Annotated in this window: 17 protein-coding genes and 1 pseudogene; 13 read left to right on the forward strand and 5 right to left on the reverse strand. The window is 75.3% G+C overall.

Features of this window, described 5'->3' with window-relative positions; genetic code table 11:
• Nucleotides 1–19 precede the first annotated feature (19 nt).
• Nucleotides 20–679: a hypothetical protein gene (locus POF43_RS12915; protein WP_271322156.1), complete on the reverse strand. Its 660-nt coding sequence runs from the start codon at nucleotides 677–679 to the stop codon at nucleotides 20–22.
• A 220-nt stretch (nucleotides 680–899) separates the two neighbouring features.
• Between POF43_RS12915 and dnaE the strand changes: the two genes are divergently transcribed.
• Nucleotides 900–4,415: a DNA polymerase III subunit alpha gene (gene dnaE, locus POF43_RS12920; protein ID WP_271322155.1), complete on the forward strand. Its 3,516-nt coding sequence runs from the start codon at nucleotides 900–902 to the stop codon at nucleotides 4,413–4,415.
• Nucleotides 4,416–4,617: 202 nt separating this feature from the next.
• On the opposite strand, the gene POF43_RS12925 is transcribed toward dnaE, so the two are convergent.
• Nucleotides 4,618–4,791: a hypothetical protein gene (locus POF43_RS12925; RefSeq protein WP_271312556.1), complete on the reverse strand. Its 174-nt coding sequence runs from the start codon at nucleotides 4,789–4,791 to the stop codon at nucleotides 4,618–4,620.
• Between the two features lie 271 nt (nucleotides 4,792–5,062).
• Between POF43_RS12925 and POF43_RS12930 the strand changes: the two genes are divergently transcribed.
• The 4 genes and pseudogenes from POF43_RS12930 to POF43_RS12945 all read left to right on the forward strand — a co-directional run bounded on the left by POF43_RS12930 (nucleotide 5,063) and on the right by POF43_RS12945 (nucleotide 9,310).
• Nucleotides 5,063–6,328 (forward strand): NYN domain-containing protein, encoded by a 1,266-nt coding sequence (locus POF43_RS12930; protein ID WP_271312555.1) that lies wholly within the window; start codon nucleotides 5,063–5,065, stop codon nucleotides 6,326–6,328.
• A gap of 123 nt (nucleotides 6,329–6,451) precedes the next feature.
• Nucleotides 6,452–7,279, forward strand: a pseudogene (locus tag POF43_RS12935) (ABC transporter ATP-binding protein); the annotation flags it as partial.
• Nucleotides 7,243–8,229: an ABC transporter permease gene (locus POF43_RS12940; protein ID WP_504992884.1), complete on the forward strand. Its 987-nt coding sequence runs from the start codon at nucleotides 7,243–7,245 to the stop codon at nucleotides 8,227–8,229. The pseudogene POF43_RS12935 and the gene POF43_RS12940, both read left to right, overlap by 37 nt.
• A gap of 76 nt (nucleotides 8,230–8,305) precedes the next feature.
• Nucleotides 8,306–9,310: an ABC transporter permease gene (locus POF43_RS12945; protein WP_282704561.1), complete on the forward strand. Its 1,005-nt coding sequence runs from the start codon at nucleotides 8,306–8,308 to the stop codon at nucleotides 9,308–9,310.
• 80 nt (nucleotides 9,311–9,390) lie between these two features.
• On the opposite strand, the gene ybaK is transcribed toward POF43_RS12945, so the two are convergent.
• The 3 genes from ybaK to POF43_RS12960 all read right to left on the reverse strand — a co-directional run bounded on the left by ybaK (nucleotide 9,391) and on the right by POF43_RS12960 (nucleotide 12,580).
• The gene (gene ybaK / locus POF43_RS12950; RefSeq protein WP_271318539.1) at nucleotides 9,391–9,888 is read right to left on the reverse strand and encodes a Cys-tRNA(Pro) deacylase; all 498 of its coding nucleotides are present in this window, start codon (nucleotides 9,886–9,888) and stop codon (nucleotides 9,391–9,393) included.
• A gap of 10 nt (nucleotides 9,889–9,898) precedes the next feature.
• A complete protein-coding gene (locus tag POF43_RS12955) occupies nucleotides 9,899–10,624 on the reverse strand; it encodes an LON peptidase substrate-binding domain-containing protein (protein ID WP_271325782.1) in 726 nt (241 codons plus the stop codon).
• 384 nt (nucleotides 10,625–11,008) lie between these two features.
• Nucleotides 11,009–12,580, reverse strand: a complete 1,572-nt coding sequence (locus tag POF43_RS12960) for an oxidoreductase (protein WP_282704562.1) — start codon at nucleotides 12,578–12,580, stop codon at nucleotides 11,009–11,011.
• A gap of 246 nt (nucleotides 12,581–12,826) precedes the next feature.
• Between POF43_RS12960 and hisD the strand changes: the two genes are divergently transcribed.
• Genes hisD through hisF form a run of 8 tightly spaced genes read left to right on the forward strand, consistent with a single transcriptional unit; the run spans nucleotide 12,827 to nucleotide 18,592 of the window.
• A complete protein-coding gene (gene hisD, locus POF43_RS12965; protein WP_271316307.1) occupies nucleotides 12,827–14,158 on the forward strand; it encodes a histidinol dehydrogenase in 1,332 nt (443 codons plus the stop codon).
• Nucleotides 14,137–15,255, forward strand: a complete 1,119-nt coding sequence (locus tag POF43_RS12970) for a histidinol-phosphate transaminase (RefSeq protein ID WP_271324442.1) — start codon at nucleotides 14,137–14,139, stop codon at nucleotides 15,253–15,255. Before hisD ends, POF43_RS12970 begins: the two co-directional genes overlap by 22 nt.
• Before the next feature lie 5 nt (nucleotides 15,256–15,260).
• Entirely contained in the window at nucleotides 15,261–15,851 is a 591-nt protein-coding gene (hisB, locus tag POF43_RS12975) for an imidazoleglycerol-phosphate dehydratase HisB (protein ID WP_271316309.1), read from the forward strand.
• Nucleotides 15,848–16,000 carry a CG2302 family histidine operon protein gene (locus POF43_RS12980; RefSeq protein WP_271316310.1) on the forward strand — a complete coding sequence of 51 codons (153 nt, stop codon included), beginning with the start codon at nucleotides 15,848–15,850 and terminating at the stop codon, nucleotides 15,998–16,000. Before hisB ends, POF43_RS12980 begins: the two co-directional genes overlap by 4 nt.
• 28 nt (nucleotides 16,001–16,028) lie before the next feature.
• Complete coding sequence (gene hisH, locus POF43_RS12985; protein ID WP_271316311.1) at nucleotides 16,029–16,664, forward strand: imidazole glycerol phosphate synthase subunit HisH; 636 nt, start codon at nucleotides 16,029–16,031, stop codon at nucleotides 16,662–16,664.
• A 13-nt stretch (nucleotides 16,665–16,677) separates the two neighbouring features.
• Entirely contained in the window at nucleotides 16,678–17,397 is a 720-nt protein-coding gene (gene priA / locus POF43_RS12990; RefSeq protein WP_271324441.1) for a bifunctional 1-(5-phosphoribosyl)-5-((5-phosphoribosylamino)methylideneamino)imidazole-4-carboxamide isomerase/phosphoribosylanthranilate isomerase PriA, read from the forward strand.
• On the forward strand, nucleotides 17,397–17,810 hold the full coding sequence (locus POF43_RS12995; protein WP_271316313.1) for a RidA family protein: 414 nt from the start codon (nucleotides 17,397–17,399) through the stop codon (nucleotides 17,808–17,810). Before priA ends, POF43_RS12995 begins: the two co-directional genes overlap by 1 nt.
• Nucleotides 17,807–18,592 carry an imidazole glycerol phosphate synthase subunit HisF gene (gene hisF, locus POF43_RS13000; RefSeq protein WP_271316314.1) on the forward strand — a complete coding sequence of 262 codons (786 nt, stop codon included), beginning with the start codon at nucleotides 17,807–17,809 and terminating at the stop codon, nucleotides 18,590–18,592. Before POF43_RS12995 ends, hisF begins: the two co-directional genes overlap by 4 nt.
• Nucleotides 18,593–18,835: the final 243 nt, after the last annotated feature.

The following is an 18,835-nucleotide window of genomic DNA, read 5'->3' on the forward strand; positions in this document are numbered from 1 at the left end:
CGGCCCGCCCCGCCAGGGGTCAGGCCGCCACCGGCCGCGGCGGACCACGGCGTACCAGGCAGTGCGCGACGGTGAGCGACGGTGGCCGGCGTGGGCCGGCGGCTCCGGCCGGCGTCACCCGGGGCTGCGGCTCGGTGAACCGGCCGTACAGCACCGCGGCGGCGCGGGCCAGCGGGCGGAACGCGAAACTGGCCGCCGCCCGCAGCGACTGCTGGACGGCCGTCTCGCCGCGCCGCAGCCACCACGACGCCAGCAGCCCGATCGCCAGGTGCGCGCTCAGCAGCGCCCACGGCAGCGCCGGGTGGACGGCCGCCTGCACGGGGTCGCCGGGCAGCAGCGTGCCGACCCGGCCGCCGCCGCAGATGACGTCCACACCGAACGACCGCAGCGGGCCGGTCACCGGGCCGCCGCCGGGGCCGTAGCAGGTGCGCTGGCCGCTGGTGAACAGGGTGTCCGCCGCCAGTTCCAGCGGCACCATCAGCGCCGCGATCGCCCACAGGCTCCGCTCACGGCGGCCGGTGGCGAAGGCGATCAGGAACATCGCGGTGAAGACCACGCCGACCAGCGGCAGCGGCAGCGGAGTGCGCGACAGCAGCACGTGGGAGGTCGTGGACAGCGTGGCGCACAGCGCGGCGAACAGCGCGGCCCGCGCGGCCCTGAGCTGACGACTCCCCTCCATGAGGCCGAAGTGTGCCACGCCGGGCCGTCAAAGGGGCCTAAAGGTCCGGCACCGTTCGCCGCGACCCGCGTTTTCCGGCCGCGAAACCGCTGGTCGAGGCGGTGCCGACGGCGTGCGCAGGACCGTTGTCGGTGACCCTCCCTACACTTCTCACGTCAGGACAAAACGGACTGGCGGCGCCGGGGGCCGGTGCGGCCGGACGCGGAAACGGAGGTGACCGGTGACGACCCCGCCCTTCGCCCACCTGCACGTCCACACCCCGTACTCGCTGCTGGACGGCGCCTGCCGAACGGCCGACCTGCTGCGGGTGTGCCGGGAGACCGGCATGACCCACCTGGGCATGACCGACCACGGCAACCTGGCCGGCGCCCCCGGCTTCCACCGGCAGGCCCTCGAAGCCGGCGTCACCCCGGTCATCGGCATGGAGGCCTACGTCGCCCCCGGCCCCCGTGCCGACCGCACCCGGGTCCACTGGGGCACCCCCGACCGGCGCCGCGACGACGTGTCCGGCGGCGGGGCCTACACCCACGTCACGCTGTGGGCCACCGACGCCACCGGGCTGCGCCACCTGACCCGGCTGTCCGGCGACGCCTACCGCACCGGCCGGCTGGCGGGCCGCCCGCGCACCGACCGCGAGTCGCTGGCCGCGCTGTCCGGCGGCCTGGCCGCCTCCACCGGCTGCCCGTCCGGCGAGGTCCAGACCCGGCTGCGCCTGGGCCAGTTCGACGCCGCCCTGGCCGCCGCCACCACCTACCGCGACATCTTCGGCGCCGACCGCTACTTCCTGGAGCTGATGGACCACGGCCTGGAGATCGAACGGCGGGTGCGTGAGGACCTGCTGGAGATCGGCCGCAGACTCCGCATCCCGCCGCTGGTCACCAACGACGCCCACTACACCTACCCGCGCCAGGCGGCCGCCCACGACGTGCTGCTGTGCGTGCGCACCGGCTCCACCCTCGCCGACCCCGACCGGTTCGCCTTCCGCGGCACCGGCTACCACCTGCGCACCCCGCGGGAGATGTACGCCCTGGACTCCTCCGACGCCTGGCAGCGCGGCTGCGCCAACACCGTGCTGCTGGCCGAACGCGTCGACCCGGCCGGCTGGTTCGCCCCCCGCGACCTGCGCCCGCACCCCGCGCTGCCGGCCGGCCGCGACGAGGCCGGTGAGCTGCGCGCCGCCGTCGCCCGCGGCCTGGCCCGCCGCTACCCCGGCGGTGTGCCGCGGGACCGGCGGGCCCGCGCCGCCCACGAGACCGGTGTGATCATCTCCACCGGGTTCGCCGGCTACTTCCTGGTCGTGGCCGAGATCGTCGCCTGGGCCCGCTCCCGGGGCATCGCCGTCGGCCCCGGCCGCGGCTCCGCGCCGGCCAGCCTGGTCGCCCACCTGCTCGGCATCACCGGGTTCGACCCGGTCGACCACGGCCTGGTCTTCGAACGCTTCCTCAACCCCGAACGCGGCACCGCGCCCGACATCGACATCGACCTCGACGAACGCCGCCGCCCCGAGGTCGTCGCGCACGTCACCGCCCGGTACGGCGCCGACCACGTCGCGCTCGTCGGCACCCACCCCACCGTCAAGGCCCGCAACGCGGTCCGCGACGCCGCCCGGGTCCTCGGCCGGCCCTACGCGCTCGGCGACCGCGTCGCCAAGGCGCTGCCCGCCGCCCCGGCCGGCGTCCCGCTCGCCGCCGTCCTGGAGCCGGACCACCCCCGGCACCGGGAGACCGCGGTGCTGCGCGCGATGTACGACGCCGACCCGCGGGTCCGCGAGATCCTGGAGACCGCGAGCGGCATCGAGGGCCTGGTCCGGCACAACGGCGTGCACCCGGCGGGCGTGGTCGTCGCCGGTGAACCGCTGGCCGACCACGTCGCGCTGTGGACCCGCCCCGGCGAGCAGACCCCCGTCACCCAGTGGGACCACACCGCCTGCGAGGCGCTCGGCCTGCTGAAGATCGACCTGCTCGGCCTGCGCAACCTCACCGTGCTGTCCGACGCCGCCCGGCTGGTGGAGGCGGCCGGCCGCACCGCGCCCGCCCCCTTCGCCCTGCCGCCGGACGACGCCGCGACCTGGTCGCTGCTGGGCCGCGGCGAGACGCTGGGCGTCTTCCAGTTCGACGGCGGCCCGGTCCGCGCCCTGCTGCGGATGATCCGCCCCGACCGCCTCGCCGACCTGTGCGCCGCCACCGCCTTGTACCGCCCCGGTCCGATGGGCGCCGACGCCCACCTCGCCTACGCCCGGCGCAAGCACGGCGAGGAACCGGTCACCGCGATCCACCCCGAGGTCGACCGGGCGCTGCGGCCGGTGCTGGCCGACACCTACGGCCTCATCGTCTACCAGGAGCAGGTCCAGCGCGTCGCCCAGGTCGTCGCCGGCCACCCCCTCGGCCGCGCCGACCTGCTGCGCCGCGCCCTGAGCGGCGGACCGGCCGCCGCGCTCGACGCCGAGTACGGCCCGTTCCGCGACGGCGCCCGGCGCAACGGCTACGGCGACGAGGCGATCCACGCGGTCTGGCAGACCCTGGTGGCGTTCGCCGGGTACGCCTTCAACAAGGCGCACGCGGTCGCCTACGGCCTGATCGGGTACGCCACCGCCTACTACAAGGCCCACCACCCGGCCGCCTTCATGGCCGCGCTGCTCACCTCGGTCCGCGACGACCGCGCCCGCGCCGCGCTCTACCTGAGCGAGGCCCGCCGCATGGGCCTGACCGTCCTGCCGCCCGACATCAACGCCTCCGGCGCCGGCTTCACCGCGCCCGACGCGACGACCCTGCGCTTGGGCCTGTCCGCCGTGCGCAACGTCGGCCGGGACGCGGTCGACTCCGTGCTGGCCACCCGCGAACGGCACGGCCGGTACGCCTCGTTCCCCGACTTCCTCACCGCCTGCGGGACTGCCGTCCGCCACCGCCGGGTCGTCGACTCCCTGATCCGCGCCGGCGCCTTCGACTCCCTGGGGTACACCCGCAAGGGGCTCGCCGACCGGGCCGGTCCGTTGCTGGCCGGTGTCGTGGCAGCCGAACAGCGGGAGGCGGCAGGGCAGTTCGGCCTCTTCGCACTGCCCGCGGCGCCGTCGGGCGGCCCGCCCGGCGCCCCCGCCTTCGACGACCGCGAATGGGAACCGGCCCACCGCCTCGCCCAGGAACGCGAGATGCTCGGCCTCCACGTCGGCGACCACCCGCTGCGCCGGGTCGCCGACCGGCTGGCGGAGCACACTGACACCACGCTGGCCGCCCTGACCGCCGACGACCTGCCGGACGGCACCGCGCTCACCGCCGGCGGACTGCTCACCGGCATACGCCCGCGCACCACCCGCCGCGGCGACCCGTACGCCGAGGCCACGCTGGAGGACCTCACCGGCAGCGTCACCTGCGTCGTACTGCCCGCCGCCTACCGGCAGGCCGGCGCCGCGCTGGCCGAGGACGCCGTCGTGCTGGTCACCGGACGGCTCGAACACCGCGACGGCACCCCGCGGTTGGTGGCCGGCGAGGTCACGGTCCCCGACCTGGCCGGACCCGCCGCGCCGGCCGGCCCGCCGGTCACCGTCGACGTCCCGGCCGCCCGGCTGACCGCACCGCTGGTACGCCGGCTCGGCCGGGTGCTGGCCGGCCACCGCGGCGGCACCGAGGTCCGGGTCCGGGTGCGCGACGACCACGGCACCACGGTGCTGCGGCTGGACCGCGACCACCGGGTCACCGCCGACCCGGCCCTGTACGCCGACCTCGACGCGCTGCTGGGCTGAGCCGCACCCGGAGCGCACGCACCGCAGGGCGCGCCCGCGAGGGAACGCGCCCTGCTGCACCGCCCGGTCAACGCCCCGGCCGGCGGCCCGCCTTGACGGTCCGCTGCCGCTCCGGGGGCGGCGGTGCGCGCCGGGTCGGGGGTGACGGTCCGCGTCCGGTCGCGCGGGGGTCCGTCCGGCCCGAACGGCCGCGCCCGGGGGATCAGTTGTGGCCGAACTTCTTCTTCCGCTTGCGCGACATCTCCTGGTTCAGCCCCGAGGCGGCCGGCGACTGCGGCGGCGCCTCCATCGTGGTGCCCTGCTCGCCGCCGCCGGCCGCGGTGCCGCGGGAAGGGGTGGCGGTCCGGTCGCGGTTCTGGTTCCTGTTCTTGGCCATGATCGTTCCTCCAGGGGAGACGTGGACGATGGGCCACCAGGCGCTCACCCGGAGTGACGACCGGGGCGCGCCCTCAGATTTGCACGGGGGAACGAATCCCGCATTTCGGTCGTTGATCCGAAAGGCCGGGTGATACGTGCGTGTTCCGGGAAGGGTCGGCACCGAATCCGCCACGCCGATGATCGAGTTCCCGTTCATATCCCAGGCGGCGTCGGGCAGACTCGAAGGCATATCGCGCTCCTGGGGCGACCGGACGGGAAAGAGGTGGGACGTGGACCGCTGTGTCGTCCTCGTGGACGCCGGTTATCTGCTCGGCGCCGCCGCGAGCCTGGTCGCCGGGGAGCCCTCCCGATCCCGGATCACCGTGGACCACGCCGCCGTGGTGCGCGGCCTGCGCGAGCGGGCCGAACAGGAGACCGGGCAGCCGCTGCTGCGCATCTACTGGTTCGACGGCGCCCCCGACCGCGTGCCGCAGCCCGAGCACCGCAGGCTGCGCGTCATGCCCCGGGTCACCGTGCGGCTGGGCGCCCTGACCCGCAGCGACGGCCGCTGGGCGCAGAAGGGCGTGGACGCGGCGATGCACGCCGAGCTGTCCGAGCTCGCCCGCAACCGGGCCTGCGCCGACGTCGTGCTGGTCACCGGCGACGGCGACCTGCTGCCGGGGATGATGTCGGCCAAGGAACACGGTGTCGCCGTCCACCTGTGGGCCGTGCAGGCCGCCGACGGCGACTACAACCAGTCCGAGGACCTGGTCGCCGAGGCCGACGAGCGCCGCGTGCTGGACCGCGCCTGGATCACCCGGGCCATCCAGGCCCGCGAGGGGCTGTGCGTCCCGCAGACCACCCGGCCGGAGATCACCGCCATCCTGTCCGCGCCGCTGCCGGAGTCCGCCCCCGGCGGCCGCCCCGCCAAGCCGGACCGCCCGGTCGGCCAGCCGCCCGCCGCCAAGAACGGCCACCGCCCGGTCCCGCAGCCCGACGACCAGGAGGCCGACGAGGCCGAGGCGGCCGAGGCCAACGGCCGTTCCACCGTGCCCACGCCCAAGGACCTCGCCGGGCTCGGCGGCGGACGCGGGCCGGCCGGCGGCCATCCGGGTCACACCCCGCCGCCGGGGTCCGCCACCTTGCGCTGGTCGTCGGAGCGCGGCCTGACCGACCGGGCGGCCGGCACGGACACCGCCGATCCGGGGCTGCCCACCCTCGCCCAGCTCACCACCGCCGAACAGCGCTGGGCGGACCGCGAGGAGGACATCACCACGGTCAGCGGCGACCCGTTCGAGGTCGGCCAGGTCTTCGCCGGCCGCTGGATCGACCGCCTCGCCGACCGCGCCATGCTGCACGTGCTGTCCACCGAGTACCCGCGCGTCCCGCACCGCATCGACGGCGAGCTGCTGCGGTACGCCGCCCGCTTCGGCCTGCTGGCGCACAAGGACGACCAGATCGACGAGCACGACCGTTACGCCATCCGGGCGGGATTCTGGCGGGAGGTCGACTCGCACGCGGTGGCCGCCGACCACGGCGTCCCGGCGGGGGAGTAGCCCGTCGGCCGGGTGCCCTGCGCGGCACGGCACCCGTGGCGGCGCGTACCCTCAGTCATCGTGAGTACGGGCACGCAGGCGTCGGACGGCGGCCCCGGCGCCGCCGGGGCGACGGTGTGGCGCGTGCGCGGGCTGGTCAAGACGTATCCGGCCGGCCGGGGACGGCGGGCGGGCGCGGCGGTCCGGGCCAACGACGGCATCGACCTCGACATCCGCGCCGGTGAGATCTTCGGCCTGCTCGGCCCCAACGGCGCCGGCAAGTCCACCCTGGTCCGCCAGCTCACCGGGCTGCTGCGGCCGGACGCTGGCCGCGTCGAGCTGTACGGCCACGACCTGGTCGCCCACCCGGACCGCGCCGCCCGGCTGATCGGCTACCTGGGCCAGGAGTCCAGCGCGCTGGACGAGCTGACGGTGGCGCTGGCCGCCGAGACCACCGGACGGCTGCGCGGCCTGTCCAGCCGGGCCGCCCGCGCCGAACGCGACGACGTCCTGGACGAACTCGCCCTCACCCCGATCGCCGACCGCCCGCTCAAGCGGCTGTCCGGCGGCCAGCGGCGGCTGGCCTGCTTCGCCGCCACGCTGGTCGGCGACCGGCGGATGCTGGTGCTGGACGAGCCGACCACCGGCATGGACCCGGTCGCCCGCCGCGCGGTGTGGGCCGCCGTCGACCGCCGCCGCCGCGAACGGGCCGCCACCGCGCTGATCGTCACCCACAACGTCATCGAGGCCGAGACGGTGCTCGACCGGGTCGCCGTCATCGACCAGGGCCGGATCATCGCCAGCGACACGCCGTCCGCGCTGAAGGCGTCGGTCGAGGGCGAGGTGCGGCTGGACCTGGTCTGGCGCGACCAGCCGCCGCTGGAGATCCCGGAGGTCGCCGCGCTGCGGGACCGGGCCGAACTGGCCGGCCGGCGCTGGACGTTGCGGCTGCCGCAGCAGCGGGCCCGCGAGATCGTCGCGTCCGTCACCGGCGGCCCGGCGTTCGCCGCCCTCGACGACTTCACGCTGGCCGCCCCCAGCCTGGAGGACGTCTACCTGGCGCTCGGCGGGCGCGAGAAAGGACTGGTCAAGGCGTGAGCGTCGTGTCCGTACCGCAGCCCGTGCCGCTGGCCGGGGCCGCCGGGGCCGAACCGGCGCCGCCGGCCGGGCCGCTCGCGCCGCGGGCCCGGCTGTTCCCGGCGCTCGGCGCGGTCTACACCGCCCAGCTCTCCCGCGCCCGGGTCGCCCGCATCCCACTGCTGTTCGTCGCCACCTTCCAGTCGGTCGGCATCATGGTGCTGATGCGCGGCGTGGTGGGGGCCGGCTCCGGGGCGGCGCGCGCGGTGGTGTCCGGGTCGAGCGTGCTGGTGGTGGCGTTCGTCGCGCTCAACCTGCTCGCCCAGTACTTCGGCCAGCTGCGGGCGGCCGGCGGCCTCGACACGTACGCGACGCTGCCGGTGCCTCCCGCCTCGGTGGTGCTGGGCGCGGCGGCGGCCTACGCGTCGTTCACCGTGCCGGGGACCTTCGTGACCGCGATCGCCGGCTGCGCGCTGTTCCACCTGCCGTTCGCCAACCTGTGGGTGCTGCTGGCTGTGGTCCCGCTGGCCGGCGCGGCGCTGTCCGGGCTCGGCGCGGCGCTCGGCCTGCTGGCGCCGCGGCAGGAACTCGCCACGCTCGCCGGGCAGTTGGGCATGTCGGCGGCCCTGCTGCTGGGGATCGTGCCGCCGGGGAACCTGCCGGCGCCGATCGGCTGGCTGCGCGACCTGATGCCGTCGACCTACGGCGTGCAGGCGTTCGCCGCGACGTTCGCGCCCCACCCGGACTGGACCGGCGTGCTGGCCGACCTGTCGGTGTGCGCCGGCGTCGGTGTGGTCTCGCTGGGCCTCGCCACCTGGGCGTTCCGCCGGGCCGCCTACCGCTGAACCGGGCGGGCGCGTGACGGCGCGGCCGACCGGGTCCCGCTGACGGCCGCACAGCCGGACCTGGCAGGATGGGCGGGTGACCGCACCGTTGACGCCGCATGACCAGCAGCCCTTCCCGTACGGCCCGTCGCAGGCCGAGGCCAAGGCTTCGGTGGGGCGTGAGCTGCTCGTCGCACTGCTGGTCCTCGCGCTGACCGCGGTCGCCGGCGTGCTGCTGGGGCTGCTGTGGCTGCACGTCGCGCCGCGGGTGCCGCTGGTCTCCGACGGTTCGGCGATCTACCTCAAGGACTCCGAGGGCGAACAGGCGATCGGCGCGGACGGCTGGTTCACGCTGCTCGGCCTCGGCGTCGGCGTGCTGTGCGCGGTGGCGGCCTTCTGGCGCCGCCGCACCGGCGGCATCGCGCTGGTGCTCGGGCTCGGGATCGGCGGTGTGGTGGCCTCGGTGATCGCCTGGCGGCTCGGCGTCTGGCTCGGCCCCACGAGCAACGTCATCGCGCACGCCAAGGCGGTCGGCACCAACAAGGTCTTCGACGCGCCGCTCGTGCTGCACGCCAAGGGCGCCCTGCTGGCCTGGCCGATCGGCTCGGTCCTCGGCTTCCTGGCGCTCACCTCGCTCTTCACCAACGAGCCGGCCCCCGCCCCCTGGCCCGGCTGGGACCCCGCCCGCGGCAACGGCCCGCAGCCGCAGTCCGGCGCGCACTGGGTCTCCTACACCCCGACCGAGCCGGGCCCCGCGCAGCCCGCGGCCGGCGGTGAGCCCGCCTCCGGCGGTGAGCCCGCCTCCGGCGGTGAGCCCGCCTCCGGCGGTGAGTCCGCCCCCGGCGGTGAGCCTGCCCCCGGCGGTGAGTCCGCGTCCGCCGGTGAGTCCGCTTTCCCGGGTGGGGCCGCCGAGGGTGCCGGTCCCGCCGCCCGGCCCGCGTCCGGGGAGGCCCCGAAGCCTTCAGGGGACGCCGGCAACCCGGTCCAGGGCCCCGACCACGGCTCCGGCCCCGGCTCCGCCGAGCGGCCCGGCCCGGACGAAGGCCCCCGGCTCGACAAGGGCCCCGGCCCCGACGAGCGGCCCGGCCCCGGCCAGGACTGACCGCCGCACCCCGCCCCGGCCGCCACCCCGGCGTTCACCGTTCAGTGGTGTCGGGTGGTGTCCGGTGTCGTCGGGTTCCGTCAGGCGCGGCCGATGGGTGCGGTGACGGCTCCGGTGAGGCGGACCAGGTCGGCGGGGGCGAGTTCGGCCTCCAGGCCGCGGCGACCGGCGGAGACGAAGACCGTTTCGTGGTCCAGCGCGGACGCGTCGACCACCGTCCGCAGCCGCTTGCGCTGGCCCAGCGGGGAGATGCCGCCCAGCACGTAACCGGTGGTGCGCTCGGCGGCGGCCGGGTCGGCCATCGCGGCCCGCTTGCCGCCCGCCGCGCCGGCCAGCGCCTTCAGGTCGAGCGACCCGGCGACCGGCACGACGGCGACGGTCGGTGTGCCGTCCACGTCGGCCACCAGCGTCTTGAAGACCCGCCCGGCGGGAACGCCCAGCGCCCGGGACGCCTCCTCGCCGTAGGACGCGGCGGCCGGGTCGTGTTCGTAGGAATGTGTGGTGAACGGCACGCCGGCCGCCGTGAGGGCCACGGTGGCGGGCGTGCCGCCCGGGGCCTGCCTGGTCTTCTTCCCCATGCCGCTTCCGTCAGTTGTGGCTGGTCGGCCGCCGGGTCAGCTCGACGGCCGGCAGCGAGGGGAGCTTACCGATGACGGCGGTCTCGCGGCGCAGGAGTTTCAGCTCCTCGCGCAGCCGGGAGGCGGTGTCCGCCGCCTCCAGCAGCCGCTGGCGGAACGGCACCTCGATGACGGTGGCCGCCGCCACCAGGTACGACAGCACGGTCGGCTGGTCCGGCAGCTCCTGCGCCGACGACAGCGTCCGCTCGCTCGCCCCGGCCAGCTGCTTCTGGTAGGTGCGGAACGCCTGCTCGACCTGCGCGCTCAGCTCGCCGGCGCCGTCCCCGGCCGGCTCCGGCAGCTCCTCGACCTCCGCCATCAGGTACGGTCCCGTGGCGTCCAGCGAGACCACCCGGAAGCGGGTGGTGCCGGTCGCCACCATCTCGTAGCCGTCGTCCTCGTCGTCGCCCTTCTCGGCGAGCGACGCCACCTCGGCGGCGCAGCCGATCGGGTACAGCGCGGCGTTCAGGTCGGGCCCGAAGCCCGCGGCGGCGCCGGTTTCGGCGTCCGGGCCGGTCGGTGCGACCTCGCGGCCGTCGCGGATCGCCACCACGCCGAACCTGCGCGAGGCGTCCTCGGGCATCGCGAGCAGGTCGCGGGCGAGGGCGCGGTAGCGGTCCTCGAAGATGTGGAGCGGCAGGACGAGGCCGGGGAAGAGCACCGAGCCGAGCGGGAAGAGCGGGAGGCGTTCGGTCACAGCAGGCAAGCCTATGCGTCTCCCCGGGCCCCGCGGTCCACCTGCGGCGCCCACCGGCCACCGCGCCGCCCCCCGGGGCCCCGGTACGGTCCACCTCCGGTGCGGTCCAGCCGGGGCGCGGTCCTGCCTCAGGCGCCCAACGCTCCCGCTGCGGGCTCCGCACCTCCGGCCCGGTCCCTCTCCGGCCCGGTCCGCCTCCGGTGCCCACCGCGCCGACCTCAGGCCCAACCTCCGGTGCCGCCCGCCTCCGGTGCCCATCGCGCCGACCTCGGGCCCAATCTCCGGTGCGGTCCGCCTCCGGTGCCCACTCCTCCGCCCTCGGGCCCAACCTCCGGTGCCGCCCGCCTCCGGTGCCCGTCCGCCCCCCGTCGCCCCGCCGCCCCCTCAGCCTCGTCGCAGCAGGCGGGACGCGCCGGTGGCGACCGTGGAGGCCAGGACCCAGCCGAGCATGGTGATCACGGCGGCCACCCACTGCTCGGCGCCGGACATCCGCCAGGCGTCGGACTGGCCGAAGTCGATCACCGGTAGCAGCAGGTCCAGGGCGAGCAGCGCCGGGTTCCACTGCGGCGACGCCTGGCTGTCGACCGGCGGCGGCTGCTTGTGCACCAGGAAGTACGCCGCGCCGAACGCCCACAGCACCGCCATCCACAGGGCGGCCCGGGCCGGCCGGTAGCCGTAGCCGACGGTGACGTCCTGGAGGAAGCCCCACACGCGCCCGGCCGTCGGCAGCGTCTCGCGGCGCCGGCGCTGCCGGGCCAGCAGCACGTCGCGGGCCTCGGCGTCCTCACCGCCGGCCCGCAGCGCCAGCGCGAGCCGCTCGTAGGGCTCCGGGTTGTACTCGGGGGTGGCCTTCGCCAGCCAGGCGATGCGTTCGGCCAGCGAGAACGCGCCGTGCGCGGTGACCGATTCGTAGGAGAAGCCGGTCAGGTCGATCAGGCCGGCGCCGGGCCAGCTGGTCACCGAGTCCAGCAGTTTGCCGACCCGCGCGCCGCCCAGGGTGACCGAGCCGGTCGGCGGTTCGCGCAGCGCGAAGCGCAGTTCGGGAGTCTGGAGCCGGCGCAGCGAGACCTGCTGGCTGCCGGACAGCTCGAACCGCGCCTTGTCGATCACCACCGCGTTGCCGACCCGCCCGTCGTCCAGCCGCAGGCCGCCCTCGCAGTGGAACGGCTGGGTCTGCACGCCGGTCGGCGGGGTGCCGCTGCCGCCGTAACTCCCGCTGGACCAGCCGGAACTGAGGTACAGGGTGTGCTCGACGGTGACCCGGGCCGCGTTGAGCGCGTACCGGCCGTGCCGGTTGCGCAGCGTGCTGCCGCGCAGGCTCAGCCGGCCGCCGATGCGGGCGCTGCGCAGGCTGATCTCCCCGGTGGACTCGATGAGTTCGGCCTCGATGTCCTGCGCGACGGTCAGCCCGTCGGCGGCTATCGACTGCCCGTTGCGGCCCGGACCGACCCGGATCTCGTTGAGCAGCAGGTCGGTGCCGATGTGCGCGTCGGTGATCCGGATGCCGGCCGGGATCGTGCAGGAGGGCAGGTGCAGGTCGCCGGAGACGGTCACCCGGGCCGCCTCGATCCGCGGGATGCGGCAGCGCATCAGCCGTACGGTGTGGAAGTGGCCCTCGGGCAGCAGCAGTTGGGAGTCGAAGCGGCAGTCGCGCAGTTCCACGAAGGGCTGCACCCGGCCGCCGGAGAGGTTCAGCGTCCCGGCGACGTGCGCGCCGAACAGCTTCAGCGCGGCCACCCGGCCCGGTTCGCTCGGCGGTCCGTCCAGCAGCAGCCGGGCCAGGACCTCGGCGCGTACCGTGCGCGACTCGGGCCACGCCCGGTCCGACGCCGGATCGTTCAGCCGCGAGTCGCGGGCCCGCAGGTCGCACGCCTCGCCGCGGCCGAACGCCGTCCACACCCGCCGTTCGGTCGCCGTCAGGTCCTCCGGAAGCTCGGCCCGCCCGCTGTCCGCCACCGCGTGTCTCCTCCCGTTACCCCCGGGTAGCGGGATGCCCGCCCGCCACACCGGCGAATCCCGCTGTGATCATCAGGTGATCGTCGGGAACGGCACGCTAGCGCCTCCCGGTGTCCCGCATGGCCGGAACCGGTCACCGCGGGCGGTCCGGCGATCGCGGCCGGGCCCGTCGCGGGGGTCCGGGGCGGTGTCTCACAGCGTGGAGGTCCGCGACGTCGCGCCGGTCGCGTCCCTACACTTGACATCGTGATCTCCCGAATCGATCTGCGCGGATCCGCCTACGCCGACGCCCTGCGCGACGGCGCGATCGACCGCGACCTGCTGCCCCGGGCCGAACTCGACGTGGAGGCCGCGCTGGAGAAAGTGCGGCCGATCTGCGACGACGTGCGGCATCGCGGCACCGCGGCGCTGATCGACTGCGCGCGGCGGTTCGACGGCGTCACCATCGACCGGGTCCGGGTGCCGGCCGCCGCGCTGAGCGACGCGCTCGCCACCCTCGACCCGGCGGTGCGCGCCGCGCTGGAGGAGTCGATCCGCCGGGCCCGCCTGGTCCACCGCGACCAGCGCCGCACCGACCGCACCACCCAGGTCGTCCCCGGCGGCACGGTCACCGAGCGCTGGGTGCCGGTCGAACGCGTCGGGCTCTACGTCCCCGGCGGCCGCGCGGTCTACCCCTCCTCCGTCGTCATGAACGTCGTGCCCGCCCAGGAGGCCGGCGTCGCCTCCCTCGCCGTCGCCTCGCCCCCGCAGGCGGAGCACGGCGGCCTGCCGCACCCCACCATCCTCGCCGCCTGCGCCCTGCTCGGCGTCGACGAGGTGTACGCGGCCGGCGGCGCGCAGGCCATCGCCATGTTCGCCTACGGCACCGACGACTGCCGGCCGGCCCAGCTGGTCACCGGCCCCGGCAACATCTGGGTCGCGGCGGCCAAGCGGCTGCTGAAGGGCCGCATCGGCATCGACGCCGAGGCCGGCCCCACCGAGATCGCCGTGCTCGCCGACCGCACCGCCGACCCGGTGCACGTCGCCGCCGACCTCATCAGCCAGGCCGAGCACGACACGCTGGCCGCCGCCGTGCTGGTCACCACCAGCGCCGAACTGGCCGAACGCGTCGAGTCCGAGCTGAAGACCCAGGTCGCCGCCACCCGGCACACCGAGCGGATCACCGAGGCGCTGGCCGGCCGGCAGTCCGCGATCGTGCTGGTCGACACCCTCGACCAGGGCCTGGCCGTCGTGGACGCCTACGCCGCCGAGCACCTGGAGATCCACACGGCCGACGCCGCCGCCGTCGCCGCCCGGGTCCGCAACGCCGGCGCGATCTTCGTCGGCCCGCACGCCCCGGTCTCGCTCGGCGACTACTGCGCCGGCTCCAACCACGTGCTGCCCACCGGCGGCTGCGCCTGCCACTCCTCCGGACTTTCGGTGCAGTCCTTCCTGCGCGGCATCCACGTCGTGGACTACACCGAGGCGGCCCTCGCCGAGGTCGCCCAGCACGTCGTCACCCTCGCCGAGGCCGAGGACCTGCCCGCCCACGGCGCGGCGATCAAGGCCCGCTACGGATGGAAGGTCCCGCGCCCGTGAGCCGCTCCGACGCCCTGCCGATCCGCCAGGAGCTGCGCGGCAAGTCCCCGTACGGCGCCCCGCAGCTCGACGTCCCGGTCCGGCTGAACACCAACGAGAACCCGTACCCGCTGCCCGCCGAACTCGTCGAGCGGATCGCCGAACGGGTGCGCGACGCCGCCCGCGGCCTCAACCGGTACCCGGACCGCGACGCCACCGAACTGCGCGCCGCGCTCGCCCGCTACCTCACCGGCACCGGCGGCCACCCGGTCGCCCCCGACGGTGTCTGGGCGGCCAACGGCTCCAACGAGGTGCTCCAGCAACTGCTCCAGGCCTTCGGCGGACCCGGCCGCAGCGCCATGGGCTTCGAGCCGTCGTACTCCATGCACGCGCTGATCGCCCGCGGCACCGGCACCGAGTGGATCTCCGGGCCGCGCACCGATGACTTCGCCATCGACCGGGACGCCGCGCTGGCCGCCATCGCCGAGCGCCGCCCGGACGTGGTGTTCGTCTGCTCGCCGAACAATCCGACCGGCACCGCCGTCGAGGCCGACACCGTCGTGGCGCTCTACGACGCCGCCCAGGCCGCCAAGCCCTCCATGGTGGTGGTCGACGAGGCGTACGTGGAGTTCTCCCACCGCCCGTCGCTGCTGCCGCTGCTGGAGGGCCGGCCGCACCTGGTGATCTCGCGGACCATGTCGAAGGCGTTCGGCGCCGCCGGACTGCGCCTGGGCTACCTGGCCGCCGACCCGGCCGTGGTCGACGCCGTCCAGCTGGTCCGGCTGCCCTACCACCTGTCGGCCGTCAACCAGGCCACCGCGCTCGCGGCGCTGGAGTACACCGATACGCTGCTGAAGTACGTCGAACTGCTCAAGGGCGAGCGGGACCGGCTGGTGGCGGAGCTGCTCGCGGCCGGCCACCGGGTCAGCACCTCGGACGCCAACTTCGTGCAGTTCGGCCGCTTCGACGACGCGCACGCCGTCTGGCAGGCCCTGCTGGACCGCGGCGTGCTCGTCCGCGACAACGGCGTCCCCGGCTGGCTGCGGGTCACCGTCGGCACCCCGGCCGAGAACGACGCGTTCCTCGAAGCGGTACGCGGCCTGACGAAGGAGATCTGAGCACCATGACGCGCGTCGGACGGGTGGAACGCACCACCAAGGAGACTTCCGTCGTCGCCGAGATCAACCTCGACGGCACCGGCCGGGTCGACGTCGCCACCGGCGTCGGCTTTTACGACCACATGCTCGACCAGCTCGGGCGGCACGGCCTGTTCGACCTCACGGTCAAAACCGAGGGCGACCTGCACATCGACAGCCACCACACCATCGAGGACACCTCCCTCGCCCTCGGCGCCGCCTTCCGCGAGGCGCTCGGCGACAAGCGCGGCATCGTGCGGTTCGCCCACGCCGCCGTGCCGCTGGACGAGTCCCTCGCCCAGGTCACCGTCGACCTGTCCGGCCGCCCCTACCTGGTGCACACCGAGCCCGCCGGCATGGCGCCGATGATCGGCGGCTACGACACCACGATGACCCGGCACATCCTGGAGTCGTTCGTGGCCCAGGCACAGATCGCCCTGCACGTCCACGTACCCTACGGACGCAATGCCCATCACATCGTCGAGTGCCAGTTCAAGGCGCTCGCCCGCGCGCTGCGCACCGCCTCGGAGATCGACCCGAGGCAACCGGGCATCCCGTCCACCAAGGGAGCACTGTGAACAAGGGAGCCACGCTCTTCATCCTGCTGGGACTGTTCCTGGCCGGTGGGGTCTACTCCTTCTGGAAGCAGAAGATGTCCAAGAGCATCGTGGCCGTCATGGCCATAGGCGCCGTCATGGCCCTGGCCGCCGGCCTGCTGCGGCTCTGAGCACCGCGAGAGACCGGAAGGACACCGGATGAGCAAGCACGTGGTCGTCCTCGACTACGGCTTCGGCAACATCAGGTCGGCGACCCGCGCGCTGGCCAGGGCCGGCGCGGACGTGGAGGTCACCGCCGACTACGACACCGCCATGAACGCCGACGGACTCCTCGTCCCGGGCGTCGGCGCGTTCGCCGCCTGCATGGCCGGGCTCAAGGCGGCCCGCGGCCCGTGGATCATCGACCGCCGGCTGTCCGGCGGCCGCCCGGTCCTGGGCATCTGCGTCGGCATGCAGATCCTGTTCGCCCACGGCGTCGAGCACGGCGTGCGGACCGACGGCTGCGACGAATGGCCCGGCACCGTCGAGCCCCTCAAGGCCGACGTCGTGCCGCACATGGGCTGGAACACCGTCACCGCCCCCGCCGACTCCGCGCTCTTCGCCGGCCTCGCCCCGGACGAGCGCTACTACTTCGTGCACTCCTACGCCGTGCGCCAGTGGGAGCTGAACGTCACCAGCGCGGCCATCCGCGCCCCGAAGGTCACCTGGTCCACCCACGGCGAGCCGTTCGTCGCCGCCGTGGAGAACGGGCCGCTGTGGGCCACCCAGTTCCACCCCGAGAAGTCCGGCGACGCCGGCGCGCACCTGCTCACCAACTGGCTCGACACCCTCTAGGACACTTTCGCCCATGCGCCTCGAACTCCTCCCCGCCGTCGACGTCCGCGACGGCCAGGCCGTCCGCCTGGTGCACGGCGAGTCCGGCTCGGAGACCTCCTACGGCGACCCGCTGGACGCCGCCCTCGCCTGGCAGGCGGCCGGCGCCGGCTGGCTGCACCTGGTCGACCTCGACGCCGCGTTCGGCACCGGCGACAACCGGGACCGCATCGCCGAGGTCACCGCCGCCATGGACATCAAGGTCGAACTGTCCGGCGGCATCCGCGACGACGCCTCGCTCGCCGCCGCCCTCGCCACCGGCTGCACCCGGGTCAACCTCGGCACCGCCGCCCTGGAGAGCCCCGAGTGGGTCGCCAAGGCGATCGCGGAACACGGCGACCGGATCGCGGTCGGCCTCGACGTCCGCGGCACCACGCTGCGCGGCCGCGGCTGGACCCGCGACGGCGGCGACCTGTTCGAGACCCTCGCCCGGCTCGACTCCGAGGGCTGCGCCCGGTACGTCGTCACCGACATCGCCAAGGACGGCACCCTCCAGGGCCCAAACCTCGACCTGCTCGAACGCGTCTGCACCGCCACCGGGGCGCCCGTCGTGGCCTCCGGCGGCGTCTCCTCCCTCGACGACCTGCGCGCCATCGCCGCCCTGGTGCCGCGGGGTGTGGAAGGCGCCATCGTGGGCAAGGCGCTGTATGCCAAGGCATTCACCCTGGAAGAAGCGCTGGAGGCAGTGTCCTGATGAGTGAGACCCCCGCCGTGCGACGTGTGCAGTCCGACAGCTCCTGGGAGGAGGACCTCGGCTTCGCCCGCGCCGTCCGCGCCGGGGACCGGGTCGTCGTCTCCGGCACCATGCCCGTGGTCAAGGGTGTCCTGCAGGGCGACGGGGACCCCTACGAGCAGGCCAAGGTCGCCTTCGGCAACGCCGTCGGCGCCCTCGCCGAGTTCGGCCTCGGCGCGGCCGACGTCATCCGCACCCGCATGTACCTCACGCACGCCCGCGACGTCGACGCCGTCGGCCGGGCCCACAAGGAACTCTTCGACGCCGTCCGCCCGGCCGCCACCCTGGTCGTGGTCTCCGGCTTCGTCGACTCCCGGGTCCTGGTCGAGGTCGAACTGGAGGCGTACGCCCCCGCCGCCCAAGGAGCCCCGTGAGCCTCGCCGTACGCGTCATCCCCTGCCTCGACGTGACCGAGGGCCGGGTCGTCAAGGGCGTCAACTTCCGCGACCTGCGCGACGCCGGCGACCCGGTGGAGATGGCCAGGATCTACGACGCCGAGGGCGCCGACGAGCTGACCTTCCTCGACATCACCGCCTCCTCCGGCGACCGGTCCACCACCTACGACGTGGTCCGCCGCACCGCCGAACAGGTCTTCATCCCGCTGACCGTCGGCGGCGGCGTGCGCACCGCCGAGGACGTCGACCGGCTGCTGCGGGCCGGCGCGGACAAGGTCGGCGTCAACACCGCCGCCATCGCCCGCCCCGACCTCATCCGCGAGATCGCCGAACGCTTCGGCAGCCAGGTCCTCGTGCTGTCCGTCGACGCCCGCCGCACACCGGCCGGCACCCCAGGCGGCTACGAGGTCACTACGCACGGCGGCCGCCGCGGCACCGGCATCGACGCCGTCGAATGGGCGCACCGCGCCGCCGAACTGGGCGCCGGGGAGATCCTGCTCAACTCCATGGACGCCGACGGCACCCGGAGCGGCTACGACACCGAGATGATCACCGCGGTCCGGGCCCACGTCACCGTGCCGGTCATCGCCTCCGGCGGCGCCGGCACCCTCGACCACTTCCCCCCGGCCATCGCCGCCGGCGCCGACGCCGTCCTCGCCGCCTCCGTCTTCCACTTCGGCGACCTGCGCATCGGCGACGTCAAACGCACCCTCGACGCCGCCGGCCACCCGGTCCGCACGACGTCACCCGCTGCGGGCTGAACGCTCGGCGGGGCCGGCTTCCGGGGCCCGGTCCTCAGGGGCCGGTGGGAGCGGCGCCGGAGGGGTCGGCTTCCGGGGTCGGCGGGATCAGCGCCGGAGGGGTCGGCTTTCGGGGCCGGCTTCCGGGGCTGACGGGATCAGCGCCGGCGGGGTCGGCTTTCGGGGTCGGGGGGATCGGCCCTGGCGGGGTCGGCGCCGGCTCCCCGGTGGTCCGGGCCGCGGCCGGGGGGGCCCCGCGCCGGC

The organism is Streptantibioticus silvisoli (genome assembly GCF_027947535.2).
Lineage (GTDB): Bacteria > Actinomycetota > Actinomycetes > Streptomycetales > Streptomycetaceae > Streptantibioticus_C > Streptantibioticus_C silvisoli.

Bases quoted from the DNA above. Each gene is read 5' to 3' on its own strand.
- POF43_RS12915 (WP_271322156.1), bottom strand. From the start codon at position 679: ATGGAGGGGAGTCGTCAGCTCAGGGCCGCGCGGGCCGCGCTGTTCGCC.
- POF43_RS12925 (WP_271312556.1), bottom strand. From the start codon at position 4,791: ATGGCCAAGAACAGGAACCAGAACCGCGACCGGACCGCCACCCCTTCC.
- ybaK (WP_271318539.1), bottom strand. From the start codon at position 9,888: ATGGGGAAGAAGACCAGGCAGGCCCCGGGCGGCACGCCCGCCACCGTG.
- POF43_RS12970 (WP_271324442.1), top strand. From the start codon at position 14,137: ATGGAAGGTCCCGCGCCCGTGAGCCGCTCCGACGCCCTGCCGATCCGC.
- hisB (WP_271316309.1), top strand. From the start codon at position 15,261: ATGACGCGCGTCGGACGGGTGGAACGCACCACCAAGGAGACTTCCGTC.
- hisH (WP_271316311.1), top strand. From the start codon at position 16,029: ATGAGCAAGCACGTGGTCGTCCTCGACTACGGCTTCGGCAACATCAGG.
- priA (WP_271324441.1), top strand. From the start codon at position 16,678: ATGCGCCTCGAACTCCTCCCCGCCGTCGACGTCCGCGACGGCCAGGCC.
- POF43_RS12995 (WP_271316313.1), top strand. From the start codon at position 17,397: ATGAGTGAGACCCCCGCCGTGCGACGTGTGCAGTCCGACAGCTCCTGG.